Source organism: Flavobacterium humidisoli (assembly GCF_023272795.1).
GTDB classification, from domain to species: Bacteria; Bacteroidota; Bacteroidia; order Flavobacteriales; family Flavobacteriaceae; genus Flavobacterium; species Flavobacterium humidisoli.
The window spans coordinates 5,404,194-5,419,806 of sequence record NZ_CP096829.1 but is presented as its reverse complement, the minus strand read 5'-3'; the positions used below and the strand labels follow the sequence as shown (position 1 = coordinate 5,419,806).

General features: G+C 32.8%; 17 protein-coding genes. 7 read left to right on the top strand and 10 right to left on the bottom strand.

All coding sequences use genetic code 11. The features are described 5' to 3' along the window. The 5 genes from M0M44_RS22755 (at position 1) to M0M44_RS22735 (ending at position 5,296) form a co-directional block, all read left to right on the top strand. The gene (locus M0M44_RS22755; protein WP_248727791.1) at positions 1–1,692 is read left to right on the top strand and encodes a phospholipase effector Tle1 domain-containing protein; all 1,692 of its coding nucleotides are present in this window, start codon (positions 1–3) and stop codon (positions 1,690–1,692) included. Positions 1,693–1,750: 58 nt separating this feature from the next. Further along, positions 1,751–2,770: a DUF2931 family protein gene (locus M0M44_RS22750; RefSeq protein ID WP_248727790.1), complete on the top strand. Its 1,020-nt coding sequence runs from the start codon at positions 1,751–1,753 to the stop codon at positions 2,768–2,770. A gap of 34 nt (positions 2,771–2,804) precedes the next feature. Then, positions 2,805–3,890, top strand: a complete 1,086-nt coding sequence (locus M0M44_RS22745; RefSeq protein WP_248727789.1) for a DUF2931 family protein — start codon at positions 2,805–2,807, stop codon at positions 3,888–3,890. A gap of 150 nt (positions 3,891–4,040) precedes the next feature. Continuing rightward, the gene (locus tag M0M44_RS22740) at positions 4,041–4,280 is read left to right on the top strand and encodes a hypothetical protein (protein ID WP_248727788.1); all 240 of its coding nucleotides are present in this window, start codon (positions 4,041–4,043) and stop codon (positions 4,278–4,280) included. Positions 4,281–4,330: 50 nt separating this feature from the next. Next, on the top strand, positions 4,331–5,296 hold the full coding sequence (locus tag M0M44_RS22735) for a DUF2931 family protein (RefSeq protein WP_248727787.1): 966 nt from the start codon (positions 4,331–4,333) through the stop codon (positions 5,294–5,296). A 209-nt stretch (positions 5,297–5,505) separates the two neighbouring features. On the opposite strand, the gene M0M44_RS22730 is transcribed toward M0M44_RS22735, so the two are convergent. The 3 genes from M0M44_RS22730 to M0M44_RS22720 all read right to left on the bottom strand — a co-directional run bounded on the left by M0M44_RS22730 (position 5,506) and on the right by M0M44_RS22720 (position 8,256). Further along, positions 5,506–5,775: a hypothetical protein gene (locus M0M44_RS22730; protein ID WP_248727786.1), complete on the bottom strand. Its 270-nt coding sequence runs from the start codon at positions 5,773–5,775 to the stop codon at positions 5,506–5,508. Positions 5,776–6,301: 526 nt separating this feature from the next. Continuing rightward, positions 6,302–7,981, bottom strand: coding sequence for a tetratricopeptide repeat-containing sensor histidine kinase (locus M0M44_RS22725; RefSeq protein WP_338030076.1), 1,680 nt, complete (start codon positions 7,979–7,981; stop codon positions 6,302–6,304). Between the two features lie 92 nt (positions 7,982–8,073). After that, positions 8,074–8,256 (bottom strand): hypothetical protein, encoded by a 183-nt coding sequence (locus tag M0M44_RS22720; protein WP_248727784.1) that lies wholly within the window; start codon positions 8,254–8,256, stop codon positions 8,074–8,076. A gap of 569 nt (positions 8,257–8,825) precedes the next feature. Between M0M44_RS22720 and M0M44_RS22715 the strand changes: the two genes are divergently transcribed. Together M0M44_RS22715 and M0M44_RS22710 are read left to right on the top strand one after the other, a co-directional pair. Further along, the gene (locus M0M44_RS22715) at positions 8,826–9,455 is read left to right on the top strand and encodes a hypothetical protein (RefSeq protein ID WP_248727783.1); all 630 of its coding nucleotides are present in this window, start codon (positions 8,826–8,828) and stop codon (positions 9,453–9,455) included. Positions 9,456–9,822: 367 nt separating this feature from the next. Then, entirely contained in the window at positions 9,823–10,185 is a 363-nt protein-coding gene (locus tag M0M44_RS22710) for a hypothetical protein (protein WP_248727782.1), read from the top strand. A gap of 170 nt (positions 10,186–10,355) precedes the next feature. Here M0M44_RS22710 and M0M44_RS22705 read toward each other — a convergent pair whose 3' ends face one another. The 7 genes from M0M44_RS22705 to M0M44_RS22675 form a co-directional block, all read right to left on the bottom strand. After that, positions 10,356–11,708, bottom strand: a complete 1,353-nt coding sequence (locus M0M44_RS22705; protein ID WP_248727781.1) for a GH1 family beta-glucosidase — start codon at positions 11,706–11,708, stop codon at positions 10,356–10,358. A gap of 208 nt (positions 11,709–11,916) precedes the next feature. After that, complete coding sequence (locus tag M0M44_RS22700; RefSeq protein WP_248727780.1) at positions 11,917–12,126, bottom strand: hypothetical protein; 210 nt, start codon at positions 12,124–12,126, stop codon at positions 11,917–11,919. Between the two features lie 10 nt (positions 12,127–12,136). Further along, a complete protein-coding gene (locus M0M44_RS22695; protein ID WP_248727779.1) occupies positions 12,137–12,550 on the bottom strand; it encodes a hypothetical protein in 414 nt (137 codons plus the stop codon). A gap of 84 nt (positions 12,551–12,634) precedes the next feature. Further along, the gene (locus M0M44_RS22690; protein WP_248727778.1) at positions 12,635–13,702 is read right to left on the bottom strand and encodes a type I restriction endonuclease; all 1,068 of its coding nucleotides are present in this window, start codon (positions 13,700–13,702) and stop codon (positions 12,635–12,637) included. Between the two features lie 180 nt (positions 13,703–13,882). Beyond that, positions 13,883–14,221, bottom strand: a complete 339-nt coding sequence (locus M0M44_RS22685; protein ID WP_248727777.1) for a hypothetical protein — start codon at positions 14,219–14,221, stop codon at positions 13,883–13,885. A gap of 19 nt (positions 14,222–14,240) precedes the next feature. Beyond that, entirely contained in the window at positions 14,241–14,798 is a 558-nt protein-coding gene (locus M0M44_RS22680; protein ID WP_248727776.1) for a hypothetical protein, read from the bottom strand. A 142-nt stretch (positions 14,799–14,940) separates the two neighbouring features. Next, complete coding sequence (locus tag M0M44_RS22675) at positions 14,941–15,609, bottom strand: DNA-binding transcriptional response regulator (RefSeq protein WP_248727775.1); 669 nt, start codon at positions 15,607–15,609, stop codon at positions 14,941–14,943. Positions 15,610–15,613: the final 4 nt, after the last annotated feature.

The window sequence follows — 15,613 nt, the reverse complement described above, 5'->3', positions numbered from 1 at the left end:
ATGAGTATTCTAAGAATTGTTGAAGGTGAAATGATAAACACCACAACAGGCAAAATGGATCTGCGTGCCACAGATGGAGATTATACTATACACGCTACAGGAAAAAACCGCTGGCAGGGAGGCGAAGAAGGGATATTTGAGAAAAATTATGAGCCCGTACATCCTGAAGATTCTTTAAATAATGCGATTAGTGTAAGTTTAAACATCTTTTTTGATGGCACTCAGAATAACAAAACCAATACCGATGCGAAGAGTACAGATTCAAAAGATCATGATGCTTATCTAAAAAAGGGAAATAAGGAAGATGACAGTTTTGAAAACGATTATACCAATGTTGCAAGAGGTTATGATGCCATTGATCCTGATGCAAAATTTCAAAGTGCTTTATACATTGAAGGCATTGGCACCGAGGATTTAGAAAGCGATGATGTTTTTCCAGACGTTGCCATAGGTATGGGCTATCGCGGTGTAGTGGCCAAGGTGGGAAAAGCGTGTGTAAAAGCGTCAGAAATGTTAATGTCCTATAACGATAAAGAAATAGATGTTTTAAAAATTAATGTATATGGCTTTAGCCGCGGTGCAACGGCAGCAAGACATTTTTTGCATATTGCAAATAGTCCCGCTGTTATATACGGCCAACTTCCTGATAATAAAGTACAGGTGTTAGCGCCAGGCTATTTTCAGGGTATGAAAAATGAGTATAGTATTCTTAAAGTACCTAATCATCCACTTTTAGAATGGCATGGTTATTTTGCCGCTTGTTTATTAAAAGTGAATTTAAAAGTGAAAAAAATAGAGATCAATTTTGTGGGACTTTATGATACTGTGGCTTCTTATGGGGTGTATCATGGCAACGACAGTATAGATTTACACTTAGATGCAGTTAAAAAAGCACGATTTGTTTTGCAGCTGTCATCTGATGATGAGTATCGCGAAAATTTTGATTTAACCAATATAGAAAGTGCCGGCTTGCATGGTTTAGAACTCAATTTGCCAGGTGTGCATTCAGACATTGGAGGTTCATATATAAACAATGCCAAAGAAATTTCGGCTCTTTACTATAAAAGAGAATCACTTTATAACAAAATGATTCATGGCTCAGATAAAGAGATTGAAAAATTAAAAAAAATAGTAATCAGTGAAGGCTGGTATAAAAAACATCAGATTGAAGCTGGGGTTTTGCATAAATCTGCTATTGATAATAAAATAAAAAAAGGATCTGTAGAAGATTTAGAGCGATTTTATGCCGTAGTAGGAATACGTAATTTGTATAATACTTATGACCAAATTCCATTGCATTTAATGTTTCACTTTTCTAAAGATGCTAACGTTGAATATAGAAAGAATAAATTGATTTCTTATTCAATAAAAGATGAATTTATAAAATCAGTCAGTAATAGTTTAAGTAATTATGTAAACGCTTGTAACAATTTACGCAATAGCTATATCGAAATGTATAATTGTGATCTATATGATAAAAATTCTATAAATGTAGAGTATTTATCAAAACTCAAAAGAATATCTTACTTAGATTATATCGACGAAGAAGTATTAAAAAAATTGAGAAACCAGTATTTGCACTGGTCTGTAAAAGCCAACGAACTGGGGTTGGGTTCTCGCGAGAGTCAGGCACCTGCCAAAGACGGGGCTTATGAAGGGCGATATAGAAAAAGAGAAATACACAATGGTTAAAACATATATAAAAATAATCGTATGCTTTTTAATATGCATACAGATAAGCAGCTGTCAGATGATAAATGAGAAAACACCCGAGTGGCATGCCGAAATGTGCCATCCTGCAAATAAGTATAGTGTTGATATGGTAAAAGATGAAATTTTTACGCTTGAAGGCATTCGTGCAGGAATGCCTTACGGTGGCTCCTCTGGAAGATGGGGTAGCTCAGGCAAAATGTGGACCGAACAGCACGGCACGCCCATAGGGGCAGACCTAACATATTATGCCGGTTATGACAATGTCTTTTACAGGTTAAAGATTGATTTTCCTGCGGAGCGGATGAAAGATCTGGTGAGACGCAATTATGCAATGCAGGAGGCAAAAAATAAAATAATTGAGGAATATAAGTATGACGGAGATCGCGATTTATTGGCCGATGCCAATGCCGATTACAATTCCTATCATGGAATGTCCAGCCTTATTTTTGGTTTTGCGCCAAAAGGCATGGTGGTGGTTTGGGTAAATTATGGACTAACGGTGATAGAAATAGGCAGATATCAGGCTAAAGTGATCACTGACCCAAAAGAATTAGAATCAGCAAAAAAAAGATATTTAGATATTTGGCGTTTTTCACCTGCCCGATTTGATGAATTGGCAAAAGAATTTTATGTTCCAGATGCCAATTGTGATCTATGGGATATGTATCGTCTGCGTTACAATTGGAAACCCGTATTTGCCTCAGAGAATCCTAATTTCAGATTATTTAAGTTAAATACAGAATATTACAATGGAGAAAAAGACCAGATGATGCGCCCATGGCTGCTGGAAAACAAAATGAGAGACAGGGCACTGCCAAATGTCTTTCAGTTTTTCTGGGAAACAGGGATAGGAGAAAAATTTGAAGGCAGGATTTTCTTCAATCAAAATGAAATATTCCGCCATTTTAAAGGGCTCTCAGGAGATAGCGAAATTCAGGTGAAAGTTGCCAAAGACAACAGAAGTCTGGAGGTTTTACTAAACAGTCAAAAACTGGAGGTTGACAGCATTAGAATTTACCCTAACAGCAAAAAGGATTTTAATGATTCCTATAAATAACATTTGAAATGCTTATTTGCAAATGAAATACACAATGGTTAAAACATACCTAAAAATAATCGTATGCTTTTTAATATGCATGCAGATAAGCAGCTGTCAGATGATAAATGAGAAAACACCCGAGTGGCATGCCGAAATGTGTCACCCTGCAAATAGGTACAGAGTACAAATGGTAAAAGATGAAATTTTTACCTTAGAAGGTATTCGTGCAGGAATGCCATATGGGAGTTCCTCAGGCAAGTGGGGAGATTCCGGAGGAATGTGGACGGAACAGCACGGCACGCCCATAGGGGCAGACCTAACATATTATGCCGGTTATGACAATGTCTTTTACAGGTTAAAGATTGATTTTCCTGTGGAGCGGATGAAAGATCTGGTGAGACGCAATTATGCAATGCGGGAAGCAAAAAATAAAATAATTGAGGAATATAAGCATGACGGAGATCGTGATTTATTGGCCGATGTCAATGCCGATTACAATTCCTATCATGGAATGTCCAGTCTTATTTTTGGTTTTGCGCCAAAAGGTATGGTGGTGGTTTGGGTGAATTATGGCCTAACGGTGATAGAAATAGGCAGATATCAGGCTAAAGTGATCACTGACCCAAAAGAATTAGAATCAGCAAAAAACAAACATCTGGCAACATGGAGGTTTACTCCAGAATATTTTGATGAACTAGCGAAAAAACTATACAATCCAGATGCCAATTGTGATCTATGGGATATGTATCGTCTGCGTTACAATTGGAAACCCGTATTTACCTCCGAGAATCCTAATTTCAGATTATTTAAGATAAATACAGAATATTACAATGGCGAAAAAGACCAGATGATGCGCCCATGGCTGCTGGAAAACAAAATGAGAGACAGGGCACTGCCAAATGTCTTTCAGTTTTTCTGGGAAACAGGGATAGGAGAAAAATTTGAAGGCAGGATTTTCTTCAATCAAAATGAAATATTCCGCCATTTTAAAGGACTCTCAGGAGATAACGAAATTCAGGTGAAAATTGCCAAAGACAACAGAAGTCTGGAGGTTTTACTAAACAGTCAAAAACTGGAGGTTGACAGCATTAGAATTTACCCTAACAGCAAAAAGGATTTTAATGATTCCTATAAATAACATTTTATATGGTTAGTAGGCGGCGGATGGAAATAATATTGCTAATTAATTTGTAGATAAAAAGCCTTTTGGGAGTAAAACGGCGACGAATTAGATTTGCATAAAGTAAAAAAACGTCTAGCGGAATATATTAACGGCAATCAACCCAAAATGAACTATTACACCAGCAAGGAGATTGAACAATTGCGAAAAAAGCTTGATTTAAAGAACCCAACCGATGTAAAGAGTTTTAATTTAAAAGTGCGTGACCATAATATGCTCAAAGATTTAAGGCACAAATACATACATTGGAACTCTGAATTTGGAGATACCGTAGGAGCTTATTTACCCAATTACAAAATAGAAGGCAAAACCATTGTTAGATTTCGTAAAATAGAACCCCACTCATGAGAATTTTAACCTCTTTATTATTAATAACTATAATATCCTGTAAACCCGAAATGAAAAAATACGAATGGTTGCCCACGTCTAATGCTCCGGAAATTTATCCAACAGAAATTTTTGATTTTGACTCTCATTTTTATTTAGAAGATGGTGGTAGTGTTTATATTCCAACATCAGTTCCAAATTGTAATGGTTGGGGCAATTCTGGCTCTACCCATACACAAGGCGAAGATTTAAAAGCACTGCCTGTAAGAATGGAAATTACCTGGGCATCTTTTAAAGAAAACAAGTTTTATACAGGCAATTGGGACATGCCTATTGATACCCTGAAAAAACTTTTTGAAAAAGGGACGATAGATTGGCGAACCGGTAGAATTTCAAATTATAACGAAATAATAGTAAACTGTGCACCTGGGGGCATAGTGGTGGTTTGGGTATATGGTAATGACCAGCAAATAGAAGTGGCTCGTTTTCAGGCAAAAGAAAGACAATTTGATATTAAAAAATTATCTAATAATCCAGAAGTAACCCAAAAAGGTTATTTTGAAGTAATGGGCAAGTTAAAACCTGAGTTTGAAGAAGAGTTTAAAAAGAAAGGCATTCAACATGATATTTATGATATCTACAGAAAAAAATACACTTGGCGTGCAAAAACCGAAATAGAAGGACATCAATTGATGAACATAGGATTTAAGATGTTTAATGGAGAAGAAGAAACAATTTTTAACGAAAAAATTATTGAACCCATTAAAGAAAACTCTTTTAAGCCAAGAGCTGTCCCTAAACAGCTAAATTTCATTTTTGAAGACAGTAAAAAACTTCAAACTGTTTTTGAAGTCAAGCCTTTTGACGAAGACGAAATCATGAACCTATTCCAACAAGCAGACCCAAATAAACCTATAGAAATTATTTTGCGCATGAATGTAGATTTAAGTAATCGAAGATTAATTTTTAAACAAGGTGAAAAAGAAATCCCCATAAAAAAAATTGATGTTGAGAATATGTGGAAATATAAGGGTTAAAAAGGTTGATTTTAAAAAAGCGACCGATATATAGAGTTTTAATATAAAAGCACGTGACCATAATATGCTCAAAGAATTAATACACAAATACATACATTGGGGCTCTTAATTTGGAGATTCCGTGTCCGCAAAGATTGGTTTTCAATTTTAAGTAAAAACAAACCCCTGCAAATATCAATTTGCAGGGGTTTTAATTTTATTGAAATAATTTATCTATTATTAGCGCAAGCCTTATAAATCTGCTTTTCAGAAAATGGCGATAAGGTTTCGGCGAGATTTCGACTGGTTCTTAAACAGCTCAGTATTTTTTGCCTTAAATTGATATCATCGCCAAATTCGGTATGCATGAGGAGCTCGAAGATTTCCTGTAAATAAATTGGCTGTTCTTTGTAATCTCCTTCAAACAATTCGTCTGAAAGGAAATTAATTACGGATGGCATTACATCACGATGTGTTGGTTTTTGATTTTCTTTTAGCATAATCGAAAATATTAGACACACGAAACCCTCGCTTTAGATGTGCTAAAATACCCGAATAGGATAGATTTACCATTGTTTCCGCAGGTACATCATGGCAAGGGAATCGCTTATGTTAACTTATAAAGTTTTTAGGATGATATCCTAGGTATTTTAGCAAAGCAAAGATATGCTTTTTTATTATAAAAGAAAGAAAAAACTTACTTTTTGTTTGTTTTGGATTTTGACGCTGAATTTAGGTTTAAAACAAAGATAGAAAATATTATTTGTGGTTGAATTGCGCCCTAACTTTGATGTTAGAATTCATGATTATCTTTTCTTTTAATAGATGTAATGTCTCGCTCATGAACACAAAGTTTATTTAACCGAATTAATCCGATAGCGCGGATTTGCAATCCGTGCCCGCAAAGATTGGTTTTCTATTTTGAATAAAAACAAAAACTACATGATTCTTTGTAGCTTCTGTTTTGATAATTTATATTATGTCTTATTGTTGCGGGCACGGATTGCAAATCCGCGCTATCTGGATTTATTTAGGGATTGCTATTTTAGCTTTAAATCCGTTTTGGGGTTCTGTTTCAAATTCGATGGTTCCTTTAACGGTCTGAATGCGGTGCTCCATATTTTGAAGCCCATTTTTAGAAATCTTCGTTTGCTCGCAGCCAATTCCGTTATCTGTATAGTTTATTAGAATTGATTTCTGATCGCTGTCAAACTTTATCACGACCAGACTTGCTTTGCTATGCTTTTTCATGTTCACCATTAACTCCTGTAGCACTCTTCCGATGGTGATTTTCTTTATATCATCAACATCTTCCCAATTGACACTTTCTAAATTTGTGGCAATAATGTTTCTCTCAACGGTGTTGTACGCAGAAAGCATTTCTTTTATGCTTTTGGTAAAGTCTTTGCCGGTTTCAATCTTATTGTTTTCTTTTGAAATTCCTCTCACTCGACCATAAATGTCATCCAATTTCTGCAGAAGATTTTCCTTGGTGTTTTCTGCAGCCAATGGTTGAGATTCGGCAAAAGCAATTACTTGGAATACATCATTGGCCAATTCGTCATGAATCTTTTTAGAGATTCTCGTTTCTGTATCGTATGAGCTTTTAAACTCTATCGTCTTATTTTTATTTTTATAGTAGCGGATTAAAATTGCAATTAGAATAACTAAAAAGATAAAAACAATTACGAATACAATTCGCATATATTTGGCTCTTTGAAGGGAAAGTTGATTTTCAGCCTTTTCTAAGTGAAGCTTTACATTTTCATCTTTTTCTTTTTTTGCATCGTATTTAATTTTAGCAGATTTATTTTTGAAATTATTTCTAACTTTAATAATGCTATCATTTAATGCAAAGTAATATTGTGTATATCTATTTGTATTAGGGCTGTTATTATTAGAAATTAAAATTTGCAGCGCTTCTAATCTTTCATCGACACTATTTAATTTTGTAGCTATATTGTAAGCGGTAAGAGCATTATAGTCTGATTTTTTAATATCTTTTTTAGAATAATAATCGGCAAGATGAAGATAACTTTCAATACTGCTATAGTTGTTGTTAATTTCATTTTTTAATTTTAAACCTTCATTCATTAATTGTAAAGCTTTTTCAGGCATTCCATTTTTAAAGTAAGCATAGCCTAAATTGTCTTGCATTATGGCTTTTGAATCTGCGTTAGATTTTTTATCTATAAACTTCTGACTTAAAAGATATTCTAAAAGAATGATTGCGTCATTATATTTTTTTTGCTGCATATATACAGCAGCTATATTACTAAGAGGAACGTGTCCATCTTCTTTATTTTTAGAATCTTTAATTGATTCTTTGTAGTAAAAAATCGCATCATCATAAAGAGAGAGTTCTTTATCTGCAATGCCTAAGTTGTTATGTATAGATCTTAAATGGCCTTCGAATGTTTTGGCATAAGGTAATGCTTCGGTTACAGTTTCTTTACTGCCATAATAGTCTCCGTTAATTTGTTGTATATCAGACATCCTAATGAGTACATAGGAAATATTTGGGCTATCTTTTACAGTTTCAAAAAGCTCTTTTGATTCATTAAATTGATAAAAAGCAGTATTGAGATTCTGTTTGTCAAAATTAATATCCGCCTTATCTCGTAAAATAATAGCTTGTTTTTGTATAGCTTCGATATTAGTATTATCAGTCTTTTTTTCTTTGCAGGAAAAAAGAAAAAGGAGCATAATAAAATAAAAAAACGGGGACCGTAACATACAAATTTACTTTCCCCGAAAATAGTAATAAAAATACATATTAAATATATATTTAAAAATCTTTATGGTTTTCCTGTACCAGTTTTACCATCACCTGGACCATCTGGATCTTCTCCATCACCACCAATAGATAGATTAGCACTTTTTTCAACTTTCTTTTTAGGTTGAGTCTCGTATTCATCAGGAGTACAAGAAAATATCGTGAACAATAACGCAAAAGCGATAAATAGTATTAGTTTTTTCATTTTAATTTAATTTAGAAATTAGACATAGGTATGGCTGTCCGGAGTTAACCAGATCTTGGAATTGCGATACCAAAATTGTTTTTTGGGGAAGTAGATTGTGTAGACCTGTAAGACGTAATTTATACTTCCCGAATAAACTCGGTCTTACGGTTTTCCACAATGTTAATTAGAACTAGTTTTATATTTTTGTTTTAGTCTGCAGACAAAACTTGAACTAATTTCTGATGCAAAGTAAAGGCGCTTCTAGATCACTGTTGATAAGGGATTCCCAGAATTCCTGCGTTTTCCTGAGATTCCCGAGAATTCCCAATAAAAGGATAGGAAAGGCCTAATTTTTTATGATTAATTGTTATTTAATTCTAAACAAATCTCTAATATTATAGATGCAATAAGTTCGTCAAAAGTTGGTTTCGAACCGTAAAAAAAAATATAGAAATAATATAGAATTGGAATAGAAATTGAAAGTGCTGGAAAGGGTTTAATCGTAGAAGTCGAAAATAAAGGCATAGAAGAAAGTTTTGGTTAAAATTGAAAATAACGAGTCTAAAGAAGTTCTTAAAAAAGGCAATATGAATAATACATTAGAAGCATATAAAAAGGCGATTAAAATTAAATACGAGATCGAAAAAGAGGGAGAATACTTTGATTTTTTGTACAGTCCGTCGCGCGGAAAGCTCCGCGATTTGTGTTGGCTTATTTTTGAAGATAATCCGACTCAAGACGATTTAAATGTTTTTAGAAATTTATTGTGCTTAGATTTTGACCATACGCAAAAGCATAAGTTTAAAGATCAGAAAGACAAGTTTAGGCCTATTGAAACTTTCTTTAAAGGAGAAACAGATCCATCAAATATTGATGCGATAAATCTTGCTGCAGTGATAGTCGATTTTCAGCCGCGCCCTTTTAAAAAGTTCAATGAAAAATGTAGGATTGAAGAAGCGAAACAAATGAAAAGTGTCGTTAAGGACGTAACGGTTGAAATCGAAAATAATGGCATAGAGAAAAAAGTTTTGGCGGAAAATGAACATGCAGAGGCGAAAGAAGTTCCTAAAAAAAGAACTCTTTTATTGAATTTTAGGAATCTATTTTCTAAAAAAATGGCTCAGAAAATATATCCTCGCAAAATAATTACGATTGCGGTTGGAGCAGTTGCTCTAGTTTCTTCGGCCTGCATATATTTGGTGCAGAAAAAAGATTAAATAAGATTGTTTCGAAATGAAAAGGAAAAGCATTTTGAAAAATAAAATGCGTGAAGGGGTAAAAAGAATGATTTTTTGAAGGGTAATTTTGGTAATAAAAAAGTCTGTTTTTCGGCATATATTTACTGTTATTTACACTATAAAGATAAGAAAATAATCTCGTTAAACCTAATAAAAATCAAGGAAATAGCACTTTTTTTAGCTGAAAAAGTGTATTTTTTTTGACCGTTTTTAAACGAATAAAAACGAATTGAAAAGACCGAAAAACTTACTTTCTCGAACAACCGAATTGCAATAAAATTATCTATATTTATAAAAATTAAAATAGATTTCGAATCTATTAATATCAGTTACAAAAACATCATTTATGAAAAAGCTTCTATTACTATTAATCGTTTTATGCACTGTCAGCTGTAAAAAATATGTTGTCTCATTTGAACAGCCAACCAATATGGAATTGGACAACATAAAACTAGAAGTGTTTATAGATAAAGAAAAAGTTCAAGACATTAATTTAAAAGCTACAGAAGCATTACCCACTTACGAAACAGTTGGACTGTCAGTTTCTGGTGAAGGAAAACATTTGCTTCAAGTTAAAGTAAAAGACACAACCTTTAGTTTTGATGTAAAATATCCTGAGGAGAAATTTATTAGGATCATAACTAACTTAAAACCTAATGGGAAAATCCATGTGGGAATCTTAAAACAGAATTATAAATATAAGTCTTAAGATTATTTGGGTTTAGTTTTTTAAAAGCAAAGAGCATAAGATAAACGCAAAGTTCGCAAAGCAATTTATATATAGCTTTGCGAACTTTGTTTTAACTGAAAGTTATCTAAAAAAAAAACTTAGCGCTCTTTGTGAAAACTCTTTATTTATTTTGCTGTAAAATCAAACAGTTAGGATAAAAAATCCTTAAACCACAATCCTGAATTTTTAATAGTACGTTTTTGCGTTTCAAAATCAACGTGAATTAATCCGAAACGGGCATTATATCCTTCGGCCCATTCAAAATTATCGGTTAGAGTCCAGACAAAATAGCCATCGACATTTAAACCGTCTTGTTTTGCTTTTAAAATCTGTTCTAAATTGTCCTGAATAAAATGAGTTCGTTTTATATCGTGCACTTTTCCGTTCTGAACGGTGTCAGGAAAAGCAGCGCCGTTTTCAGTTACAATGATTTTTCGGATTCCTTCGTATTCATTAAATTTTTTAAGAATATGATACATTGCGGGCGGATAAACTTCCCAGCCCATATCGGTAGAAATTACATTTCGCTTTTCGGCACTTACTAATTCTGCACCAATATACGGAATCAACATGGCCGATTTTACCACTTCACGAGTATAACATTGCAAACCAATAAAATCAAAATCGAAATCGAGATTCTTTAAATCGTCGTCTAAAATGTAATTATTGAGTTTTTTAAGAACCGGAAGATCTTTCTGCGGATAACCTAATCCTAAAATGGGTTCTATAAAAGTTCGGTTTAATAAAGTATCTACACGTTTTGCGGCTTCAACATCTTTTGAGCTTTCTGTTGCAGGTTCGATATGCGTGCACGAAAAAGTAGTTCCGATGTTGGCATCCGAAATTCGTTCTCGAATTATTTTGGCTCCAGCAGCAGTTGCAAGAGTAACATGGTGCATGGCTTTTAGGTAATTCGTAATTCCTTTTTTACCTGGTGCGTGAATGCCTAAAAAATAACCTGCGCCTGTAAAGACAGAAGGTTCGTTAATTACCATCCAATTTTTAACACGATCGCCAAAATACTGTACACAGACTTCAACATAATCTTTAAACCAAGAAACAGATTCTCGGTTTGTCCAACCTCCTTTTACTTCTAGATCATGCGGTAAATCCCAGTGATAAAGTGTTATCCAAGGTTCGATTCCAGAATTCAGCAACGAATCTATTATTTTGTTGTAATAATCGATTCCGGCTTGGTTAATAGGATAAATACCCGTTGGCATAATTCTAGGCCAGCTGATAGAAAATCTAAAATTAGGAATATTTAATTCCTTAATTAGACCAATATCGTCCTGATATGAGTTGTAAAAATCGCAGGCAGTTATGGCATGATGTCCGTTTTTAATTTTTCCTTTTTGAGAAGTAAAAACATCCCAGATAGAAGAACCTTTTCCGTCAGAATCATGTGCACCTTCAATTTGGAAAGCAGCAGTTGATACACCCCACAAGAAATCTTTACCAAATTGGTTTTTGTTCAGAAATGAGCTTTCAATTTTATTCATTCAATCGTACTTTCCTTTATTTATATACTATTCAATGTAGGAAAGAAGATTGCATAGCTCTTAAAAAAAGCCATTCTTTGAAAGAAACCAGAAAATTTAGATTAAATAATTTCATGACGATTAGTTTTATATCAAATTAAAAAAACTAATGTGAAATTATTGTAAAGTCATTATTATCAAATAATTAAATGTAAAAATAGGAAGATGTTTAGTCTTCCCATCCGCAAAGTGTCAAACCTAAACCTTTGGCTTGTTTTAGAGATTTTTTTACCACCCCATGGCTACAAGAGCTTAAGCCACGGCAATTCTCATTATAATGATACTTTTTAGCTCCAGTAGAACCGCAGATAAAAACGTTGTCTTCTACGGGATGGAAAGAAGTGCAAAAAATAAAAAGTAAGAGTAAAGTGTTTTTCATTAGTTTATTTTTATTTGACGACTAGATTATATTCGTTTCCTTTCTTATCAATAGCTTTTAGTTTCCCGTGAGAAACCCATTCGGTATTAATTTCTAATTCTGGAATACTATCAGTTATTAAAATCCCTGCGCCGTATTTTCCTTCTGTATTAATATTTCCAAAAACCGAATCGCCTAGTACGTTTATTCCCTTTACATGGTAATTGTACTTATAATGTCCTGGATGCCCAGTTCTGTATTCGTATTTATATACAGGATTTACATGATAGGTTTTAGCTTCTTCTGCTGTAATAGTTTTGCGGTCGTCTGCGCTAATAGCACTTTTGTAAAATGAATTTACTTGCGGTAATGGAGGCGGAGCGCTAGCTTTTTGGCAGGAATAAAACGCAAATAATAAAAGTAAGGTGAAGTAGTTTTTTTGCATAGGCAGTAGAGGTATTTAGTTAGAGTTAAAAACTTATTTGGTAGCGATAAATCTAATTAGAATTAAGTTTGTGAAAATGAGTACTTATACGGGATTTAATTCTGTTTCATAAAGTGATACAGTTTCTAATAATTCCTTTTCGTATTGATAAATATCATCAATTGAGGAAATTGCAATTTTAGCTTCGCTTTTGTTATTATTGAAAAGACTTATATATTTTTTCCCACCATTTAAGTGAAGTCTGCAGAGAGGTTTACGATTATTATCATCAAGTAGTATTCCAAAATAAGATTGTGTATCACGAAATACAATTCTTGAAGTTGGCAGTTTTCGGCGTAAAATAGCAACTACAATTCGATAGCCATCAAGTTCTTCTTCAGTCGTTACGACTTTATTGTCATCTTCAACAAAATTAATTTCTTCATCTTGTTGTTTAATAGTTTCTTTACTTAAAGCTGCGTTCAAACGATCATTAATTTTGTCATTAATGAATTGACTAACTGATTTCTGAACTAAATCTTTAAATTCATCCACAACTTTTTCAGTTAGTCTGCCCGCGTATATTTTACTTGCAAAAAGCTTTGTGAAATCGTTCGAAGGATTCTCTAATTCAGCGTTGATGAGTTTCTTAATTTCCTTAATGTATTTTAGAGAACTGGCATTGCTTACAATATTGTCCACGTCAAAATTTGCTTTGTGGAATTTCGCAATTTCGTTTATTGTATTTTCTTTTAGATTACAGATGTCGAATTCTAAAAAAGGCTTTTCATCCATTTTATTTTGATCATCCAAATCGGTAAAGAATTGATAATTTATTCCGTTTGTTAAAAGAGCAAATCGGGTTTTTGTGACATGAAAGTAACGGAATAATTGAGAATTATGAACTGTAAGTTTCTCTTTCCAGCTTTTGCATTCCACAATTATTATAGGTTCTCCATTTTGAAATATAGCATAATCTACTTTTTCACCTTTCTTTAATCCAAGATCTGCAGTAAATTCAGGAACTACTTCAAGCGGATTAAATGCATCATAACCCAAAATATGTATAAAAGGTAATACAAAAGCATGTTTAGTTGATTCTTCTGTTTCAATTTTACTTTTCAGCTGATTTATTTTATCGGCTAATGATTTTAGTTGGATATTCATTTCCATAGGTTTAGAATTTAAATTAATAATTCAAAAGTAAAACCAATCAAAATCAGTATTTTATGGAAAACCGTAATAAAAAGAATTTTAGAATAAGTTTTTTTTAAACAGGAAAAAGAGGACGATGAAGTTCCTCTTTAAAACATATTGGTTTTACTAAAATGAGTTTTGTTATATATCTTAATCTTAGTTTCTGCAATCAATCATAATAGTGCCAGCCTGGCAAATGTATACACTATTAACTCTTGAATCGTCTTGGTAATGATTCTCGAGATCTTTCTTTAATTCTTCGTATTCTTCTGAACTTACATTTTTTTGTATTTTTACATTTACCAAACGACCAATTGGAGAAATAGTATACAATCCATCACTAGTTGTCTTAGAATATTTTTCAGGAGAAAATCCATAGCTTTCATATTCTGTTTGTAGAGATTGCACAAATGAATCTGTTTCTTTATATAATTCACTTTTGGTTGAACAGCCAAAGATTGTAATTAGAGTAAAAAGGACTATAATTTTTTTCATAATTTAATATTTTTAAAAATTACCATTTTAAATCTACCGTGTTAAATTCGAGTATCTGATTTCCAGCCTGATATAGAGGTAGCGAAATAAGTGTTTTTTTTGATTTTTTTAACTTTGATAAAAATTTTACTCCGTTATCAATAAAAATTAAGTCACTGCTTCCATCTTGTGGTTCAGTATAGCTAAATTTAATAGGTTTCTCTTCATCAAAACGTACTGAGATATAATTGTTATCATATCCTCCACTAATTTGTCCTTTATCAATGCTTAAGTATATATCCAAGCCATCCTTTTTTCTTAATGTTAATCTACCAAAATTAGTTCCTTCATATGGAAATTCTAGATCTAAGCTTTCATTAGACATTATTTGTGCAAACTTGACTGCTTTTGATGTCATTTTATCTGTTGATTGATGATATTCCCATTTATTATTTACGGTTAGTGGCATCGAATCAACAACTATTGCCGCTGAGTCTACTGCAGCAGCTATTTCTGTATCTGATACAATTGGTTTTTGACAAGAAAATAGAAGTGCAACAATAGCAAATGGGATAATTTGTAAGATAGTTTTCTTCATTTTTTTATGATTTAATTGATTTGTTTTTCAAAAGTAAAACCAATCAAAACCAGTATTTTACGGAAATCCATAATCCAAAAATTTAATTTAAGGAAATAAAAAAAGCTCCCGAAGGAGCTTTGAAAATGGAGTATTAAGGAATTTAAATTATTCCCATATCTTTTGTGATTGAAACCAGATGAACGGTATTATTTGCCTTGAAAAAATCTTTCAGTTTTGATAATCTTTTTTCCATTGCACTTTTACTATTAGGTTTAATATCGCTGGTTTTAAAAATTTCGATAATGTCGTCCTGAGATGTTCCAGAAGATAAATACTTTAAAATTTTAATATCTACATCGTCTATTTCGTAGTTGCCTTTTTCCTGTAATGCAGAAGCCACTTCGGGCGAAATAAATTTTTGATCAGAAGTTGAAATGATTGAAATTGCTTTTCTCAAATCTTCAATACTGTTTCTGCCTTTTAGAACAAAGGCATTAATTTCAGAATCGTCAAAAAGTGATTTTATACGAACATTTTTATCTTCAACCGAATAAGCTATAATCTTAATATTGGGCTGTAATTCTCGAACTTTTTGAATTAATTCGTCACCACTTCCAATTTTGACTTCACGATGGTCTTTTTTAAACGAAAGGTCACTAATCAATAAATCAAAAGGTTCATTGTCCTGAATGGCTTTCCTTATTTTTAAAAAGGCATCATCACAATATTTTGCATGTTGAAAATTGACAATGTTGAGGTCACTCAAAGTTTGTTTTACGGCTAAATTGAATTCTTCAAAATCTTCGGCAATAATTACTTTTTTAAACATAGGC

Bases quoted from the DNA above. Each gene is read 5' to 3' on its own strand.
- M0M44_RS22685 (WP_248727777.1), bottom strand. From the start codon at position 14,221: ATGAAAAAAATTATAGTCCTTTTTACTCTAATTACAATCTTTGGCTGT.
- M0M44_RS22720 (WP_248727784.1), bottom strand. From the start codon at position 8,256: ATGAAAAAACTAATACTATTTATCGCTTTTGCGTTATTGTTCACGATA.
- M0M44_RS22740 (WP_248727788.1), top strand. From the start codon at position 4,041: ATGAACTATTACACCAGCAAGGAGATTGAACAATTGCGAAAAAAGCTT.
- M0M44_RS22710 (WP_248727782.1), top strand. From the start codon at position 9,823: ATGAAAAAGCTTCTATTACTATTAATCGTTTTATGCACTGTCAGCTGT.
- M0M44_RS22705 (WP_248727781.1), bottom strand. From the start codon at position 11,708: ATGAATAAAATTGAAAGCTCATTTCTGAACAAAAACCAATTTGGTAAA.
- M0M44_RS22700 (WP_248727780.1), bottom strand. From the start codon at position 12,126: ATGAAAAACACTTTACTCTTACTTTTTATTTTTTGCACTTCTTTCCAT.
- M0M44_RS22675 (WP_248727775.1), bottom strand. From the start codon at position 15,609: ATGTTTAAAAAAGTAATTATTGCCGAAGATTTTGAAGAATTCAATTTA.
- M0M44_RS22750 (WP_248727790.1), top strand. From the start codon at position 1,751: ATGATAAATGAGAAAACACCCGAGTGGCATGCCGAAATGTGCCATCCT.
- M0M44_RS22735 (WP_248727787.1), top strand. From the start codon at position 4,331: ATGAAAAAATACGAATGGTTGCCCACGTCTAATGCTCCGGAAATTTAT.
- M0M44_RS22725 (WP_338030076.1), bottom strand. From the start codon at position 7,981: ATGCTCCTTTTTCTTTTTTCCTGCAAAGAAAAAAAGACTGATAATACT.
- M0M44_RS22755 (WP_248727791.1), top strand. From the start codon at position 1: ATGAGTATTCTAAGAATTGTTGAAGGTGAAATGATAAACACCACAACA.
- M0M44_RS22690 (WP_248727778.1), bottom strand. From the start codon at position 13,702: ATGGAAATGAATATCCAACTAAAATCATTAGCCGATAAAATAAATCAG.
- M0M44_RS22745 (WP_248727789.1), top strand. From the start codon at position 2,805: ATGGTTAAAACATACCTAAAAATAATCGTATGCTTTTTAATATGCATG.
- M0M44_RS22680 (WP_248727776.1), bottom strand. From the start codon at position 14,798: ATGAAGAAAACTATCTTACAAATTATCCCATTTGCTATTGTTGCACTT.
- M0M44_RS22695 (WP_248727779.1), bottom strand. From the start codon at position 12,550: ATGCAAAAAAACTACTTCACCTTACTTTTATTATTTGCGTTTTATTCC.
- M0M44_RS22730 (WP_248727786.1), bottom strand. From the start codon at position 5,775: ATGCTAAAAGAAAATCAAAAACCAACACATCGTGATGTAATGCCATCC.
- M0M44_RS22715 (WP_248727783.1), top strand. From the start codon at position 8,826: ATGAATAATACATTAGAAGCATATAAAAAGGCGATTAAAATTAAATAC.